Origin of the sequence: Curtobacterium sp. MCLR17_007 (assembly GCF_003234655.2) — a bacterium.
Taxonomy (GTDB): domain Bacteria; phylum Actinomycetota; class Actinomycetes; order Actinomycetales; family Microbacteriaceae; genus Curtobacterium.
Genome location: NZ_CP126271.1, coordinates 968,081 through 985,164, shown reverse-complemented (window position 1 = coordinate 985,164; position 17,084 = coordinate 968,081). Strand labels below are relative to the sequence as shown.

Annotated in this window: 9 protein-coding genes; 3 read left to right on the top strand and 6 right to left on the bottom strand. The window is 72.4% G+C overall.

The window, feature by feature from the left end; translation table 11 throughout:
* Positions 1 to 52: 52 nt before the first annotated feature.
* Positions 53 to 3,115: a UPF0182 family membrane protein gene (locus tag DEJ13_RS04790; protein WP_502868726.1), complete on the bottom strand. Its 3,063-nt coding sequence runs from the start codon at positions 3,113 to 3,115 to the stop codon at positions 53 to 55.
* Positions 3,116 to 3,311: 196 nt separating this feature from the next.
* Positions 3,312 to 4,421 carry a YlbL family protein gene (locus DEJ13_RS04785; protein ID WP_111107309.1) on the bottom strand — a complete coding sequence of 370 codons (1,110 nt, stop codon included), beginning with the start codon at positions 4,419 to 4,421 and terminating at the stop codon, positions 3,312 to 3,314.
* 126 nt (positions 4,422 to 4,547) lie between these two features.
* Between DEJ13_RS04785 and DEJ13_RS04780 the strand changes: the two genes are divergently transcribed.
* Positions 4,548 to 5,945 (top strand): zinc-dependent metalloprotease, encoded by a 1,398-nt coding sequence (locus DEJ13_RS04780; RefSeq protein WP_056122152.1) that lies wholly within the window; start codon positions 4,548 to 4,550, stop codon positions 5,943 to 5,945.
* A 44-nt stretch (positions 5,946 to 5,989) separates the two neighbouring features.
* Positions 5,990 to 6,847, top strand: coding sequence for a TOMM precursor leader peptide-binding protein (locus tag DEJ13_RS04775; protein WP_056122155.1), 858 nt, complete (start codon positions 5,990 to 5,992; stop codon positions 6,845 to 6,847).
* On the opposite strand, the gene DEJ13_RS04770 is transcribed toward DEJ13_RS04775, so the two are convergent.
* Together DEJ13_RS04770 and nudC are read right to left on the bottom strand one after the other, a co-directional pair.
* Positions 6,738 to 8,501, bottom strand: a complete 1,764-nt coding sequence (locus DEJ13_RS04770) for an ATP-dependent helicase (protein ID WP_111107308.1) — start codon at positions 8,499 to 8,501, stop codon at positions 6,738 to 6,740. The genes DEJ13_RS04775 and DEJ13_RS04770 overlap by 110 nt on opposite strands.
* Complete coding sequence (gene nudC / locus DEJ13_RS04765) at positions 8,498 to 9,433, bottom strand: NAD(+) diphosphatase (protein WP_111107307.1); 936 nt, start codon at positions 9,431 to 9,433, stop codon at positions 8,498 to 8,500. The genes DEJ13_RS04770 and nudC overlap by 4 nt, the downstream gene beginning before the upstream one ends.
* Positions 9,434 to 9,594: 161 nt before the next feature.
* On the opposite strand from nudC, the gene DEJ13_RS04760 reads away from it, so the two are divergent.
* Positions 9,595 to 10,563 carry a phosphotransferase gene (locus DEJ13_RS04760; protein ID WP_284158148.1) on the top strand — a complete coding sequence of 323 codons (969 nt, stop codon included), beginning with the start codon at positions 9,595 to 9,597 and terminating at the stop codon, positions 10,561 to 10,563.
* Positions 10,564 to 10,641: 78 nt separating this feature from the next.
* Here DEJ13_RS04760 and DEJ13_RS04755 read toward each other — a convergent pair whose 3' ends face one another.
* Entirely contained in the window at positions 10,642 to 13,920 is a 3,279-nt protein-coding gene (locus tag DEJ13_RS04755) for an ATP-dependent DNA helicase (RefSeq protein ID WP_258374127.1), read from the bottom strand.
* Positions 13,917 to 17,072, bottom strand: coding sequence for an ATP-dependent helicase (locus tag DEJ13_RS04750; RefSeq protein WP_181437067.1), 3,156 nt, complete (start codon positions 17,070 to 17,072; stop codon positions 13,917 to 13,919). Before DEJ13_RS04750 ends, DEJ13_RS04755 begins: the two co-directional genes overlap by 4 nt.
* Positions 17,073 to 17,084: the final 12 nt, after the last annotated feature.

Sequence of the window (17,084 nt, the reverse complement as noted above, 5' to 3'; positions counted from 1 at the left end):
TAAGCCTACACGGGGTCGGGCGGGGTGCCAAATCGAGCACCCCGCCCGCGTGTCAGTTGCCCGACCCGGAGTCGCCCTCGGCCGAGACGGCAGCCTGGATCGCCGCCTGCAGACGCTTGTCCGCCTCGGCCGCAGCGACCAGGTCGTTGTCGGCGTAGGCCTGCTGGCGGTCCTGCAGCGCCGCACTCGCATCGGCCAGGGCCTGACGGAGCTCCGGGCTCTGGGCGCTCGAGCCGGAGCCCGTCGAGCCAGAACCGGTCGACCCGGAACCCGAGCCCGCCGAACCGGAGTCCGACGAACCACCCGACGAGTCCGACCCGGTGCCCGAACCCGAGTCCGAGGACCCGTTCGATGCGCCCTGGTCACCCGCGGCCGCACCGGAGTCGCCTCCGAAGAGCTGGTTGAGCGCCTCGTCGAGGGTGTCCTCGAACGCGATCTTGTCCCCGAACGCCACCAGGACCTTCTGCAGCAGCGGGTACGAGCCGCTCGAGGTGGACTGGACGTAGACCGGCTGCACGTAGAGGAAGCCACCGCCGACCGGCAGCGTCAGCAGGTTGCCCTGCTTGACCGTGCTGTTCCCACGCTTCAGGATGTTCAGCTCCTGCGACACCGTGGTGTCCGAGTTGAACAGGTTCTGCACCTGGAGCGGACCGGGGATGTTGTCCGTCTTGGGGATGGTCAGCAGTGTGAGCTTGCCGTACCCGGAGGCACGTTTGCCCTTGCCGGATCCGCCCGCGTCCGAGTCGACCGCGAGGTACCCGGTCAGCACGTTCCGCGCGTTCGACCCCGTCTGCTGTGGGATGTAGGTCGTGTAGAGCGTGTAGGCGGTCCCCTGCCCCGGCACCTTCATGGTCAGGTAGTACGGGTCCTGTTGGTCGGCCCGTGCCGCCGTCGTCTGGGTGCCCAGGGCGTTCGTCGTCGTGGTCGTGGTGGTGTTCGTGGTGTCGCTGCCGTTGGACGTGGCCGTCGGGTCGGACGGAGTCGTCCACGCATCGTCACCCGAGTAGAACGAGTTCGCGTTCGTGACGTGGTACGTGCCCAGGATCGAGCGCTGCACCTTGAACAGGTCGGTGGGGTAGCGGACGTGGTCGAGGAGCTCGGCGCTCATCTGCGACACCGGCTTGGTGGCCGTCGGGAAGATCTTCTGCCACGTCTTGAGCACCGGGTCCTTGGTGTCCCAGCTGTAGAGCGTCACCTTGCCCGTGTAGGCGTCGACCGTGGCCTTCACCGAGTTCCGGATGTAGTTCACCTGGTCGGTGCGGAAGCTCGAGGTCTCGGTGCCGTTGATGCTGTCCGACAGGCTCTGGCTCTGCGAGTACGGGTAGGCGTCGCTGGTCGTGTACCCGTCGACGATCCACTGCAGACGGTGGTCGACGATCGCCGGGTAGGCGTCGCTGTCCAGGGTCAGGTAGGGCGCGACCTTCTGCACACGGGTGATCGGGTCGCGGTCGTAGAGGATCTGCGAGTCCGGGTTGACCGCGTTCGACAGCAGGATCTGCTCGGACTGGAACTTCGCCGCGTAGACCAGACGGTTGAAGAAGTTGCCGATGCTCGGCCCGCCGTTGCCCTGGTAGGTCGTCGTCGCGTTGCCGCCGTTGGCGTCGTTCGAGTCGTCGGAGCCGGACGGGTAGTCGAGCTCGACGTTCTTCGTGCCCTTGGGCGCACCGACGATCGAGTACGGCGGCGAGGTCTCGCCGAAGTACACCCGCTGCTGGTAGTCGCCGAGGGCCCCGGTGGTCGGGATCCCTGACTCGAGGAACACGGGCTTGCCGTCGCTCGCGCGCTGGTTGCCGTACGCCGCGGTGACACCGAAGCCGTGCGTGTACACGAACGTTCGGTTGTACTGCGTGTTGGCGGCGCTGCTGAGCCCGTCGAGGTCGATGTCGCGGACCGCGATCACCGTGTCCTCGGTCTGGCCCTTGATGTCGTAGCGGTCGACGTCGAGCTCGTCCGGGAACTGGTAGTACTGCCGCGACTGCTGCAGCTGGCTGAACGTGTCGGAGACGATCTTCGGGTCGATCAGCCGGATGTTCGTCGTGGTCTGGGCGTCCTCGGCGAGGGCACCGGTGGCGGTCTCGGTGGTGGCGTCGTAGTCCGACTCCTTGACCCCCGACACGTCGTAGGCGTCACGCGTCGCGTCGATGTTGCGCTGGATGTACGCCGACTCGAACGAGCGCTCGGACGGAGCGACCTGCAGACGCTGGACGATCCACGGGTAGATGCCGCCGATGACGATGGCCGACACGAGCAGCAGCCCGGTGCCGACGATGGAGATGCGCCAGCGCCCGATGACCGCCGTCACGATGAACAGGAGCGCGACGATCGCCGCGATGCCCGCCATGATCTCGCGACCGGGGATCGTGGCGTTCACCTCGGTGTACTGCGCACCGGTGATGAGCGAGTTGCTCTTGGTGAGCGCCGCGTACTGGTCGAGCCACAGGCTGACCGCCTGGAGGGCGATGTAGACCGCCGCGGTCACGGAGAGCTGGACGCGCGCGGCGCGGGAGATGCGGACCTCGCGACCACCGAAGCGCATGGCGCCGTACAGGTAGCTGGCGGCGACGGCGGCGAGGCCGGCGATGAGCACGACGGCAGACGCGTACGCCACGACCGAGCGCCAGAACGGCAGCTCGAAGACGTAGAAGCTGATGTCGAGCCCGAACTGCGGGTCCGTCTTGCCGAAAGGCGTCCGGTTGAAGTACTCGAGGACCATGCTCCACCGCGGAGCCGTCGCCAGCCCGGCGAAGATGCCGAGCACCACCGGGATGCCGATCATCACGACGCGGCGGAGCGGCTCGATGACCTGCTGGTAGCGGTCGAGCTGCGAGCCGAGCTTCGCGTAGACGGGGCGGAGCCGGAACGCCAGCAGGATGCTGACGTAGACGGGGATCGCCATGCCGAGGAACCCGGCGAGGAACATCGCCGAACCCGCCAGCCACCGGGTGGTGAGGACCTGCTGGAACCCCAGCTGCGCGAACCACGCGTAGTCGGTGTACAGGCTGGCGAAGATGAAGAAGGCGATCACCAGTGCGGCGAGCACGATGATCGTGACCACGATGGGGACACGCGGCGAACGCCGTCCCGCGGTGGACGAGGTGGACGAGGGTGTCGTCACGTGATGTGCTCCAGACGTGTCGGACCGGCCGGCCCGGCGCACCGGGCCGTCAGTCCCACGATCCTATGGGACGTCACCGACCGCGAACCTGTACCCGACCTCAGGAAGTCCCCCGGTCCTCCTGTCCGGACTGGAGGCCCGGCGGACTCCGCCACGCGACGAGCGTCGCGCATGTGTCGGGTTCCGCAGCCGGTGGTCAGGAACCGCAGGTCGCCAGACCGGCGGTGCTCTTCCCGCTGGCGATGGTCTGCAGGTCGGTGACCGCCTGGTCGAGGGTCTTCACCGCGTAGACGTCGAGGCCCGCGGGGACGTGGCCGACCACCTCGTTGCAGTTCGACGCGGGCGCCAGGAAGACCGTCGCGCCCGCGTCCGCCGCCCCGTAGAGCTTCTGCCGGATGCCGCCGATCGGACCGACCTGACCGTCGGCGGTGATGGTGCCGGTACCCGCGACGTGCTTGCCGCCGTTGAGCTTGCCGGGCGTGATCTCGTCGATGATCCCGAGCGCGAACATCATGCCCGCCGAGGGACCGCCGACGTCCTGCAGCTGGATCTTGACGTCGAACGGGAAGTCGTACCGCACGACGACGCCGACGCCCAGCAGCGCGGTGCCGCTCTGCTCGCGCGGCGTGACCTGCACGTCGCGGGACGCACCGTCGCGGGTGACCGTCACCGTGGCGGGCGACGAGGTGCCGTGCTTCGCGACCAGGTCGCGCAGCGTCGTGGCGTCGGCGTCCGTGGTGAGGGCGGTGCCGTCGAACGCCGTGATGACGTCGCCCTTGCGGATCGTGCCCTGGGCGGCGGTGCCCTCGCCCACCGTGCCGACCTCGAGCTCGGTCGGGACCGCGATGCCCTGCTGGATCATCGCGGCGGCGACGGCGGACTGCTGCGAGTTCGTCATGTCGGCGGCGTCCTGCTCGTTCACCTGCTCGGTCGTCGTGCCGGGTGGGTAGATCACCGAGGCGGGGACGACCGCCTGGGACTTCGTGAACAGCGCCCGGATGACGCTCGTCCAGGCCGGCCGCTGCGTCGCGGTGCCCTCGACGCTCACGGTGAGCATGTCCAGCGCACCCGAGGTCGGGTAGGTCTCGCGGCCCCGCACCTCGATGAGCTCGACCTGCTTCGCGTCCTTGCCGGTGCCCTGCTGCTGCGTGCCGATGGTGTTGAACACCGGGCCGGGGAGCTCGATCACGTAGGGGCTCGGCAGGATGCTCGCCACGATCGCCAGCACGACGGCGCCCACGACCAGGACCCAACCCACCGTGCGGGAGCGGGAGCGGCGACGGGGCTCGGGCGCGAAGAGGGTCAACGGGGTCCTTCCGGAGGGCACTGGCGGGCCGCGCGGCCCGGCTGTTCGCCCTCGGCGCAGCCGGATGGGCGTTCCCACGGGGCCGTCCCAGGTGCGGCCCCACGAGCGGGGATTAGCGTAGTCGGCATGCCTGATGAACCGCAGCCGGGGCCGGACGACGACTTCCAGGAGATGCTCCGCAAGCTCCTCGCGGGTGAGGGACAGATCGACCCGTCCCAGCTCGCGGGTGCCGCCGGGCTGCCGAACGACCCGGCCTTCGTCGCCAACCTGATGAGCCAACTCCAGCAGGCCGCACAGCACGGCGGCGACGGCATCGACTTCTCGGTGACGTCGGAGCGCGCGGCCGCCATCGCGAAGGAGGGCTCGCACGGCGTTGACCCGGCGACCAGCCAGGCGAGCGACCAGGCGTTCCAGGTGGCGGCGCTCTGGCTCGACGAGGTCACGACCGTGGCCGAGCTGACCGCGACCCCGAGCCTGTACACGCGTGAGCAGTGGGCGAAGGCGACGGCTCCGGTCTGGGCGCAGATCGCCGAGCCCGTCGCCGCGAGCATCGCGGACGCCCTGACCGAGGCGATCGACCAGCGTGCCCCGGAAGAACTCAAGGCGATGCTCGGTGACGTGTCCAAGGCGATGCGCGGCGTCGGTGGTGCCCTGTTCGCGATCCAGCTCGGCCAGGTCGTCGGACAGCTGTCGAAGGAGGTCGTGTCCGGCGGTGACGTCGGGGTGCCGCTCCTCGACGAGCAGGTCGCCGCACTGCTCCCCCAGAACGTCGCGGAGTTCGCCAAGGGACTCGACGTCCCCGAGGACGAGGTCCGCATCTACCTGGCCGTCCGCGAACTGGCCCACGCCCGGCTCTTCCGGTCCGCCCGCTGGCTCCGGCTGCACATCATCTCCTCGATCACCGAGTACGCCCGCGGCATCCACATCCCCTTCGACCGGGTCGAGGAGCTGGCCGCCGACATCGACCCGACCGATCAGGAGCAGCTCCGCGATGCCCTGGCCTCCGGTGCGCTGATCCCGCCCCGCACCCCGGAGCAGGACGCCGCCCTGGCGCGGCTCGAGACGATGCTCGCGCTCGTCGAGGGCTGGGTCGACACCGTCACCGCTGCCGCCACGGCACGGCTACCGCGGTCCGGTGCCATCGCCGAGACCGTGCGTCGCCGCCGGGCGGCCGGTGGTCCGGCCGAGTCCGCCTTCGCCACGCTGGTCGGCCTCGAGCTGCGCCCGCGCCGCCTGCGCGAAGCCGCGGCGATGTGGCAGCGCGTCACGGACGAACTCGGTTCGGAGCAGCGCGATGCCCTGTGGGCGGCGTTCGACCTGGTCCCGGGCACCGACGACATCGACGCACCCGACGCGCTCGTCGCACGACTGCGCAGCCCGGGTCAGACCCCGGCGGACGACGAGTTCGACCGGGCGCTCGAGGACCTGCTGAACGACTCGACGGGATCGCGACCGCACGAGGACGAGTCCGGCGGGATCGAGGACCCGGACGCCGACGGCCCCGGGCGTTCTCCACAGATCTGACGACGGGTGCCCGCCCACCGGGTCGCTTCCGACACGGTGGAGCCATGGGCATCCGCATCGATCCGACACTCGAGTTCGTCTGGCGCGACCCGTCGACGGTGCAGCTCGGGGTCGATCCGCCGCGCGCCGTCGTGGCGGTCCCCACGACGGCCGAGGAACGCTTCCTGCTGGCACTCCGAGCCGAGACCGGCCGTGACGCCCTGGCCGGTGTCGCCACCAGCGTCGGCTGTCGGCCCGAGGTGGCGGCTCACGTGCTCGGTGCGGCATCCCCCGCGGTGCTCGACATGATCCCCGAACCGCTCGTCCGCGCCGAGGTGCACGGCACCGGGCGGGTGGCCGACGCGGTGGACGCCTACCTGACGGGCGAGGGCGTCACGGTCGTCCGGACCACGGCCCCCCGGGGCGGACCGGTCACCCTCCCGGACCCGGAGCCCAAGCTCGCGGTGCTCGTCGCTGACCACGTCGTCGACCCTGCGCTGCGTGCCGCCTGGACCCGCCGCGGTGTCCCGCACCTGCCCGTCGTCGTGAGCGACGGGCGGGTCCGCATCGGGCCGTTCCTGGTACCCGGCGCGGGGCCGTGCCTGCAGTGCCTGGAGTACGCGCACGTCGACGACGACCCAGCGTGGCCGGCCATCGCCGCTCAGGTCTGGGGACGTCCGGCCGCAGCCCTGTCGCCCTACCGCTCCGGGGCGATCGCTGCGGCGGTGACGCGACTCGTGGTCGAGCGGCTCCCCCGGACCACGGCACGGCCGGGCATCGACCAGCTGGTGTTCGAGCGGGACGACCTGTCGGTCACGCGTCGTCGGACGGCACCGCACCCCCGGTGCGCGTGTCGAGCGCTGCCAGGAACCGACTCGGCGCCCGGGAACCCCCGCGCGTGGACCCCTGCCGTGACCACGTGATCGTGACGGTGCGCCGTGCACGGGTCAGCCCGACGTAGAACAGCCGGCGTTCCTCGTCGACCTCGTCCTCGGTGGTGGCGTGCGAGATCGGCAGCAGGCCCTCGGCGGCGCCGGCGATGACCACGTTCGGCCACTCCAGACCCTTCGACGAGTGCAGTGTCGACAGGGTCACCGCGTCCAGGTCGGGCTCGTGGTGCGTCGCCGCACGGTCGACCAGGTCCTGGGTGAACTCCTGCATGCTCGTGCCGGCGGGGGCGTCCTCGGCCAGCCCCATGATCGCCTGCAGCGCCTCCCACTGCTCGCGGACCGCACCGGTCCCCTCCGGCGCGGTCGGGGTCCAGCCGCTGACCTGCAGCACGAGTCCGACACGTCGGGTCAGTTCGTCGTCGGTCTGGCGGATCGCCTCGCCGCGCATGTGGTGCACGGCGAGCTTGACCTCGGGCCGGTCGAAGAAGCGTGTCCCGCCCTGCACCCGGTACGGCACCCCGTTCCTGCCGAGTGCCGCTTCGAGCGCCGCCGACTGCGCGCCGACACGGAACAGCACCGCGCAGTCGCCGTACGCGGCACCGGCACCGACGAGCTCGGTGATCCGCCGGGCGATCGTCTGTGCCTCGTCGCCGTCGTGCACGCACGGCACGACGACGGGGTCCGGTCCCGGCTCGGGGTCCTGGGCGGCGAGGTCGAGCGCGCCGGGTCGGCCCCGCATCAGGGCGTTCGCCGCGTGCACCACCTGCACCGTCGACCGGTAGTTGCGCTCCAGCCGCAGCACGGACCCGCGCGGGAACTCCGACCCGAAGCCGAGCAGGTAGCGGCTGGACGCGCCGGCGAACGAGTAGATCGTCTGGCTGGCATCGCCGACGACGCACAGGTCCTGCCGGTCGCCGAGCCAGGCGCGGAGCAGGTCGTGCTGCACGGGCGAGACGTCCTGGTACTCGTCGACCACGAAGAACCGGTACTGCTGCCGGACGTAGCTGGCCACCCGGGGCTCGGACTCGACCATCCCGAGCGTCGCGAGCAGCACGTCCTCGAAGTCGATCTGGTGGCGGTCGTCCTTGAGCCGTTCGTAGGCACGCATCAGGTCGATGACCCGCGCCGGGGTCGTGTCACGCGGCATCACCCGGTCGGCCGCAGCCGCTTCGTACTCGTCGACGGTCAGGCGCTGCACCTTCCGCCACTCGACCTCGGCCGCCAGGTCCCGCAGCACCGGCTTGTCGACGTGCATCCCGACCGTGTCCGCCGCGTGCGCGATGATCCGTACCTTCGACTCGACGATCCGGGGCGCATGCCCGCCGACGGTGTCCGGCCAGAAGTAGCTCAGTTGGCTCATCGCCGCGGCGTGGAAGGTCCTGGCCTGGACCGCACCGGCGCCGAGCGCGCGGAGCCGGCTGCGGAGCTCGCCGGCGGCCCGGGTGGTGAAGGTCAGCGCGAGGACGTGACCGGGCGAGTACGTCCCCGTCGCGACGCCGTACGCGATGCGGTGGGTGATCGCCCGGGTCTTGCCCGTGCCGGCACCCGCCAGCACGGCGACGGGACCGAGCAGGGTGGTCGCGACGGTCCGCTGCTCGGCGTCGAGCGCGGCCAGCAGGGCCTCCGGCGACGGAGGCGAGGACTGCGGAGCCGGGCGCTGCCCGGCCGGGGGCGACGCTGGCGTCACGGCAGGTCCAGCGGGCCGCCGTACCACTCCTCGATGATCGCCCGTGCGATCGACGTCCGGCCGGGCAGCATCAGGGTGTCACCAGCGCGCCCGCGGATGTCCTCGCGCGAGAACCACTGCACGTCGAGGATCTCGACGCCGTCCGGACGCACCGTCGACGGGTCGCCGTCGAGCGCACGGGCCCGGAAGCCGACCATGAGCGACGCGGGGAACGGCCACGGCTGCGAACCGAGGTACTCGGGCTCCTCGACGTGCACACCGGACTCCTCGAACACCTCGCGGCGGACGGCGTCCTCGAGGGACTCGCCCGGCTCGACGAACCCGGCGAGCAGCGAGTAGCGGTCCTGGTCCCACGCGGCGTTCGACCCGAGCAGGATGCGGTCGTCGCGGTCGACCACGCCCACGATCACGGCGGCGTCGGTGCGCGGGAAGAGCTCGTGGCCCTGGTCGTCACGGCGGACCCAACCGCCCGTCACCACCTCGGTGTCCGAACCGGTGCGCGGCGAGAACCCGTGGACGGCGTGCCAGTTCGCCATCGCGACCGCCTCGACCGCCAGGCCCTGGTCGCGTGCGGAGAGCTCGGTGCCGAACATCCGCAGGTTCTCCCACGCGTCGGTGTCCGGCTCGATCCGCGACGCGGTGTCGGCGTCGACCAGGACCGCGGCGAACCGGGTGCCGGCGGGGGCGTCCGCGGCGTCGGCCAGCGAGCGACCGAGGTAGACGAGCGGTGCGGACTCGGGCACGTCGGCCGCGTCGACGAACCGCAGGGTGCCGTCGGCGTTCCGCAGCATCGCGGCGCCGTGGACGGGCAGGAACCGGGTGGCGGTGTCGTCGCGCAGGACACGCCCGACATCGGGGGTGGTGCGGAACTCGGCGTCGCGGTCGAGTTCATTGCGGGCGAGCGGGAGGCGAGCGGCGAACTCCACGGTCACGTGGGACTCCTCGGGTCGGTGTCGTGTCGGGACCGGGCCAGTGGGAGTGGACACGGCTGGATGTGCGCACGGGCCGGTGCACACGGTGTGGCGCGCACGGTCTGGGTCGTCGGCGGACCTACCCTGAGGGCATGGCGGGATCCCAGTTCACTCTAGCGGCGTTGGCGACGACAGCCGTCCCAGGACTCGTCGTCACGGGCACGCGCACCCTCGGCTCGGTCGCTGCCGGCGACTACGAGTCGGCGCTCATCCGACACGCCGACGGCGTCCAGTCGGTCATCCGACGTCCGCGCAACCAGCGGGCGGAAGCACGGCAGTCGGCCGACCTCCTCGCGATCCGCGCGCTGAGCGCCGGGATCCGGTCGCGCCTCCCGTTCGCCGTCCCCGAGTACCGGGGCCAGGCGCCGATCGGCTCCACCCGCGCCATCGTGACCGGCTACGTGCCCGGCGCGCACCCGACGCTGCGCGCCCTGGGTGAGCGCCCTGCGCTCGCCACCGCCGTCGGCGGGGCCCTCGCGGCGGTCCACCAGCTCCCCACGAGCTTCGTCACCGACGCCGGACTGCCGTCGCTGACCCCCTTCGAGATCCTGCGGTCCGCGGTGTCCGTCATGGACCGCGCCGTCGCGACGAAGCTCGTGCCGGCCGCGCTCCAGGAACGCTGGGAGGGCGCGGCCCGCGACCAGCAGCTCTGGCAGTTCACGCCGACCGTCGTGCACGGCGCCGTCGCCACGGAGTCGCTGCTCGTCGAGGGCGATGCCGTCACCGGCGTGCTCGGCTGGGGCGAACTGCGGCTGGGCGACCCGGCGAAGGACCTGGCCTGGGTGCTCGCCGGGCCGCGCGAGGCCTTCCCCACGGTCCTCAGTGCGTACGAGGCGAACGGCGGCGGTCGAGACCGGCAGCTCGCGCAGCGCGCCCGTGTCCACCACGAGCTCGAGACGGCGCAGTGGCTGCTGCACGGCGTGCAGGCCAAGAGCACCGAGGTCGTCGACGACGCGGTCGCGATGATGCACCGGTTGGTCGACGCGGTGCACGCGCCGTCCACGCCGCCGCTGCAGTCGGTGTCGCCGGACACGATGGAGATCGGCGAGGTCGAGCAGCTGCTGTCGACGACCGAGCGCAAGCACGGCTGACCTCGGTCGGTCCTGCGGCCCGGTCCGTCCTGTCGGGAGGCCCGGTGCGGGTCCGCCGCGCGCGTCCCGCCGGGTGGGTCAACCGACGGCGACCCGCCATGCCCGTTCGAGCCCGGCGCGGTCCAACAGTTCGGTCGGCCGGATCTCGAGGTCGTCCGCCACGAAGTAGAACACCGCGTCGACGTCGTCGACCGGGCGCCCGGTGAACTCGGCGTAGGCCACTCGGTACAGCGCGAGCTGCAGCTGCCGGCGCTCCAGGTCCTGTGCGCCGCTGGGCGCCTTCCCCGTCTTCCAGTCGACGACCTCGAACCGGCCGTCGATCTTGTAGACGGCGTCGAGCTTGCACACGACGCTGTGCCCGAGGAACGGGATGTGGATCTCGCGCTCGACGTCGACCGGGGTCAACGCTGCCCAGCGTGACCGGGCGAAGGTCGCCTGGAACTCGCTCAGCCGGCGGGCGTCGTCGTCGCTGACGGCGGCATCGGATGCTCCGGTCGAGCCCTCGTCGGCGTCGAGGTCGAGCTCGCCGTCCCAGGCGTCGAGGGTCTCGAGCGCTCCGCCGGACCGACCGCGCTGCTCGACCCACTGGTGGAAGAGCGTGCCGAGACGGGTCGCACGGTAGGGGCGCTCCGGCATCGGTCGTCGCAGGCGCTCGGCAACCGCGTCGGGCTCGGTCAGGTAGTCCTTGAACCCGGACGCGGGCACCCGGTGCGGCACCACGACCCGGTGCTTCGCCGAGCGGGTGGCACGCCGCTCGGCGAGCAGCAGGTCGATGTCGGCCGCGTACCGTCCCGAGGCACCGGGGTTGGCGTTCCGCACACGATCGGCGGCGGCCAGGACCCGGGGTGCGCGGTCGCCGAACGGCACGTGCGGCCAGGTCTGGGTCGCGCCGGCGTCACCGAGCGGGTTCGTCTCGTGCTCGGTGGTCTCGGGCACGGCCGCGCCGTCGACCACGCCGGCCTCGACCAGGTCGGCCAGGTACCGGCTCGGTTGCATCGGCTTGACGCCCCCCGCCCAGAACGAGCCGCTCACCAGCAGCTCGTGCCGCGACCGGGTCAGCGCGACGTAGGTCAGGCGACGTTCCTCGTCCTCGTTGCGCGCCCTGACCTCGTCCTTGTAGGACTCGATCGCCAGCGTGACGTCCTTCTGCGAGTCGTGCCCGCGCCACGCGAGACGCGGGAGCTCGTCGGCGTCGCCGCGGAACTCGTACGGCAGACGACCGAAGCCGAGCCACCCGGACGACCCTTCCTGGGGCCGCGCGGGCAGGGCGCCCTCGACCATCCGGGGCACCGCGACGGCGTCCCACTCGAGGCCCTTCGAGCCGTGGATCGTCAGGACCTGGACCGTGCCCGCCTCGGGCTCCTCGGACCGCGGGCCGAGGTCGTCCCGGCGCGCGGCGGCGTCGATCCAGCCCAGGAAGCCGCCGAGGTCGGCCCGGTCGTCGGTCGCGACGAAGCCGGCCAGCTCGTCGATGAAGGCGTCGAGGTAGGCCGCGCTTCCCTGTTCGTGCGCGGCGACCTCGATGTCGAGGCGCATCTCCTGCACGACGAGCGTCACGAAGTCGACCAGGTCGCCGGCTGCCCGGGAGCGCAGCGACGCCAGCTGCTGCCCGAGGCTGCGCATCCGGTCACGTCCCGCCGGGGTGATGCCCTCGAGCGCGCCGTGGTCGTCGGGCGCCACGGCGACGAAGTCGAGTGCGTCGACGACGGATCCGTGTTCGCCGACCGCGACCGACGCCCGGAAGGCCGCGGTGACCTCGTCGTCCAGACGCTGCTGCGTGTGGTCGCGCTTGAACAGCCACGACGCCAGGGCGTGCAGGGCCTGGATGTCCGCGGCGCCCACCCGCCACCGAGCTCCGGCGAGCAGGCGGATCAGGTCGTTGCCAGCGGCCGGGTCGTGCAGCACGCGCAGGCACGCCACGAGGTCGACGATCTCCGGGCGCTGCAACAGTCCGCCGGTGCCGAGCACGTGGAACGGCACGCCGTGGTGGGTGAACGCCCCGGTGAACGCGGCGAGGTCCTTCCGAGCGCGCAGCAGGAGCGCCATCGAGCCGTCAGGGTTCCGGCGCCGGTGGTCGGCGAACCACGCGGCGACGGCGGCGGCCTCTTCCGGCAGGGTCTCGGTGAACACCGCGTCGACCACGCCGGCGTCGGCACCGGGTCGGGGCGAGAGCCGTTCGACGTCGACCTCGGAGGCGGCGGACAACGGTGCGACGACCGCGTTCGCGCCGGCGAGGACGTCGACCGGGTTGCGCCAGCTGGTCGAGAGCGCGAACGTCCGAGGGGCATCGACGCCGTCCGTGGTGCCGTCGTCACTCGCGCCGAAGTCCCGCGGGAACCGGGCGAGGTTCGCCGCACTCGCACCGCGGAAACCGTAGATCGACTGGTGGGGGTCACCGACGGCCATCACCGGGTGGTCGCGGAACAGCCGGGCGAGGAACCGGGTCTGCACCACCGACGTGTCCTGGTACTCGTCGAGCAGGACCACGCGGAAGCGGGCGCGCAGCTCGTCGACCACGCGCGGTGCCGCCTGGCTCGCGGCGAGCGCCAGCGCGATCTGGTCCGAGAACTCGACGAACCCGCGGTCGACCTTCTGGCGTCGGAACTCCTCGACCAGGTCGGTCAGGGGCTCGAGCGCTCCGATGGCGGCGACCGCCTGGGTGATGGCGGCGTAGGGCTTGCCCCGGTTGCCGGGGAGCTCGAGCAGGCCGGCGAACTCGATCGCGAAGCGCCGCAGGCGAGCCGGCTCGACCAGGTGCTCCGATGCTGCCCCGGCGAGCGCGACGACCGCCGCGGTGACGGTGTCGACGTTCCGGTCGAGGCCGGCGAGGCGGTCGTCCCGGGCGGCCACCACGACGCGCCGCGCGAGCTGCCACGCGGACGGCTCGGTGAGGACCTGGGACTCGCCGTCCCGTCCGACCAGCAGCGCGTTCTCGCGGAAGACGCTGTTCGCGAAGGCGTTGTAGGTCGACACCGTCGGCGCCTCGAAGGCGTCGCCAGGGGTGATCAACCCGGCGTCCTCGAGCGCGCGGATGCGGTCGTTGATCCGGATCGAGAGCTCGCCGGCGGCCTTGCGCGTGAAGGTGAGCCCGAGCACCTGGTCGGGTCGGACGGACCCGTTCGCCAGCAGCCACACCACGCGGGAGGCCATGGTCTCGGTCTTGCCGCTGCCCGCACCCGCGACGACGAGGGCGGGCGCGAGCGGCGACTCGATCACCGCGCGCTGCTGTTCGGTGGGTCGGGGACGACCCAGGGCGTCGGCGATCGCATCGGCGCCGTGGCGCGGGACGGTGCCGATGCCCGTGGCGGCGCCGGGTGCGGCGCCGACTGCGGTGTCGGTCAGGAGGTCGTCGGTCACCAGGTCACCTCGCCCACGACGTGGATGCGGCACTCCACGCCCGTCCGTGCCTTCTCGCAGTGGTCGTCGACGTTCGCGACGAAGGTCCGTCCCGCCATCCCCCGCGCAACGGCGTGCAGTCGCTCGCGGTAGGCCTCGCGTGCTTCGGCGTCGAAGGCGTGCTGCGTCCGCTCGGAGTACGCGTGCCCGCCACGGGGGTTCTGCACGAAGACCAGACGGGCGTCGGTCATCGGGGACCCGGCGGGGACGCCCTCGACCGCGCCGTCCTCGACCGCGAGCTGGTAGGCCCCGAGCTGTGGGTGCTCCGGCATGTCGTTCTTCTCACTCGGCATCCAGCGTCCGGTCTTCAGGTCGACCACGCTGACGCGGCCCTCGGGGTCGACCTCGATGCGGTCGATGCTGCCGCGCACCCGCGCCGGGCCCGTGACGAGCGCGAACGAGGTCTCGGCACCGAGGACCTGCCTGCCCGCGCTGGCGAAGGTACGGAGGTAGTCGCTCAGCCCCTCGACCATCCGGCGCGTCCTTGCCCGCTCGCGGTCGGCGATCCACGGGGACTCGAACGAGAGCTCGCCCCACCGGGCGTCGACGCGTGCCCAGAGCGAGTCGACGTCGATCTCGGTCGCGTGCTCCATCGCCTCGTGCACGATCGTGCCGATCCCCATCGCCGGACTCGGAGCGCCGCCGCCGAAGGTCTGCACGAACCAGTGCACCGGGCACTCCTCGAACGTGCCGATGCGCGACGGCGACACGGCGACCGTCGGGGCGGCCGGTTCGCCGGTCACCGGGTCGTCGACGGGCTCGCCCTCGAGGTCGACCAGGGGGTCCTCGGTCGTCGGCTCGACCGTGCCGTACCAGTCGTCCGGAGACGCCCCGGGAACCTCGGCCTCGGCCAGGCGAGCCAGCGCCGACGCGGCCTCGTGGTCGCCGGTCGACACCACGCGACGGCGGAGCGAGCCGGCCAGACCGCGCAGCGACAGCGGGTGGGCAGACGGCTGACGGTCGGGAGGCACCGGGACCAGCCGGACGAACGGTGACGGTGACTCGTCGTCGTTGGCGATCGTGCCGATGACGACCTGGGTCGTCGCCCGGGACACGGCACGTGCGAAGAGTCGGAGCTCGTCCGCGACGACGGCAGCACGGTCGTCGACGTCAGTGTGGTCGATGCCCTGCGCGGCGCGGACCAGGCCGTCCGGGTCGAGCAGGCTGCCACGGACGCGGGTGTTCGGCCAGACACCGTCCTGCAGCCCGAGCACGACGACCACGTCGGTCTCGAGGCCGATCGTCGCGGAGGGGGTCAGCACCCGGACGCGTCCCGCCGTGCGGTCGGGGCCGATGCTGTCCTCGGGCAGGTCGGCGCCGAGCAGGTCGTCGATGAACACCCGGGCCGGCGCGTCCGGCGTGCGCTCCACGAAGCGCTTGGCGGCGGTGAACAGCCCGACGACGGCGTCGAGGTGCCGGTCCGCTTCTCCCGCACCGATCCCGCCCGCGGAGGACTGCACACCCCAGACCCCGGCCAGGCCGCTGCGTTCCCACAGCCCCCACAGGATCTCCTCGATGCTGGCACCGGTCTCGGCGTCGGTACGGGCCTGCACCAGGCTGCGCGCGAGCCGGGTCGCACGGCGCGCGAAGGCCGCGTCGACGGTGGCCAGACGTTCCGGGGCGCCGAGCGCGTCGACCAGGAGTTCGTCAGCGGTCCGGGTGCCGTCGCCCGCGAGTTCCTCGCGACGGAGGGCCAGCCGGAGCCGGCGCATCGCGAGGGTGTCGAGCCCGCCGAGGGGGCCGGTCGCGAACGCCGTCGCGAGGGTGGCGTCGAGCGGCAGCACCCCGAGGGCGACGGCCGCGGCGTCGATGAGCGAGCGCGACGCCGAGTCGTCGCGGGGCCTGGTCGGCGCCGCCCCGGCGGTGGCGGGGACCTCGGCCACCGAGAGTGCGCGGACGAGTTCGGGGATCGCGGACCCGCTGCGCGTGACCACGACCATCCGGTGCCACGGGACGCCGTCGAGCAGGTGGTGTTCGCGGAGCCGGCGGGCCACCGCGACGACCAGCGCCGAGCGGCTGCCCGCTTCGAGGTGCAGCACCGAGTCGGGGCGGCCGTCGGTGTCGGCGGCCACCGCCGTGCGCTGCCGTCCCGCAGCGGCGGCGCCGATGCGGGCGGTGACGGCGGACACGAGGGTGCGGACGGCCGCCGGGTGCCGGTGCACGGTCCCGAGGACGACGTCCTGCACGGCGTCCACCCCGAGCCGGACGGCGAGTCGACCGAGGACGTCGGGCTCCGCGCCCCGGAAGGCCGACGCAGCGATGTCGGGGTCGCCGAACGCCACGACCTGGACGCCGGCACGGGCCAGGGCCCCGAGCAGCGCGATCTCGCCCTCGACGAGCTCCTGCGTGTCGTCGACCACGACGAGTCGCAGCGCCGCGACCGCCGGCGGAACCGTCCCACGCAGGACCGCGGCGGTGGCGAAGGCGACGAGTTCGGCGGCGTCGAGACTGGTGGTGCGGAACGCCGTCAGGGCGGCTCGGTACTCGTCCACCAGGTCGCCGACCGCCCGCCACTCGGGACGGCCGTGGTCGTCGGCGAGCTCGCGCATGTCGTCCGGTTCGACCCCGGCGGCGACACTGCGCATCATGACATCGCGCAGGGCCGTGCGGAAGCCGGCGCGTTCGCGGACGACGGCGGTGACGGGATCGGGCCAGTCGGGACCGGTGCCGTCGGCTTCGTGCCCGGCGAGCAGGTCGGCGAGGATGCGGTCCTGCTCGCCACCGGTCAACAGGGTCGGCGCCGGCTGCCCCTGGACGGCCGCGGCGTGCGCGACGATCTGGAACGCCAGGGAGTTCACGGTGCGCGCGAGGGCACCGGGGGTGACCCGCTCGACCGTCGCCGCGAGCTGGTCGCGCAACGCGGTGGCCGCGGTCCGAGACGACGTGAGTGCCAGGACGGCCGCGTGCCCGTCAGCGCTGACGCCGTCGGGACGTCGGAGCCGCGCCGCGACCAGCCGCGCGAGCGTCGAGGTCTTGCCCGTCCCCGGCGCGCCGATGACGGCCGCGTGCCGGCCGTCGGGCAGCTCGAGCACGGCCCGCTGCGCGGGGTCGTCGACCAGGGCACGCGTCACACCCGTCGGCGCGGGGGCGGGCGTCAGGATGGTCGGTGGCACGTCGGTACCGTA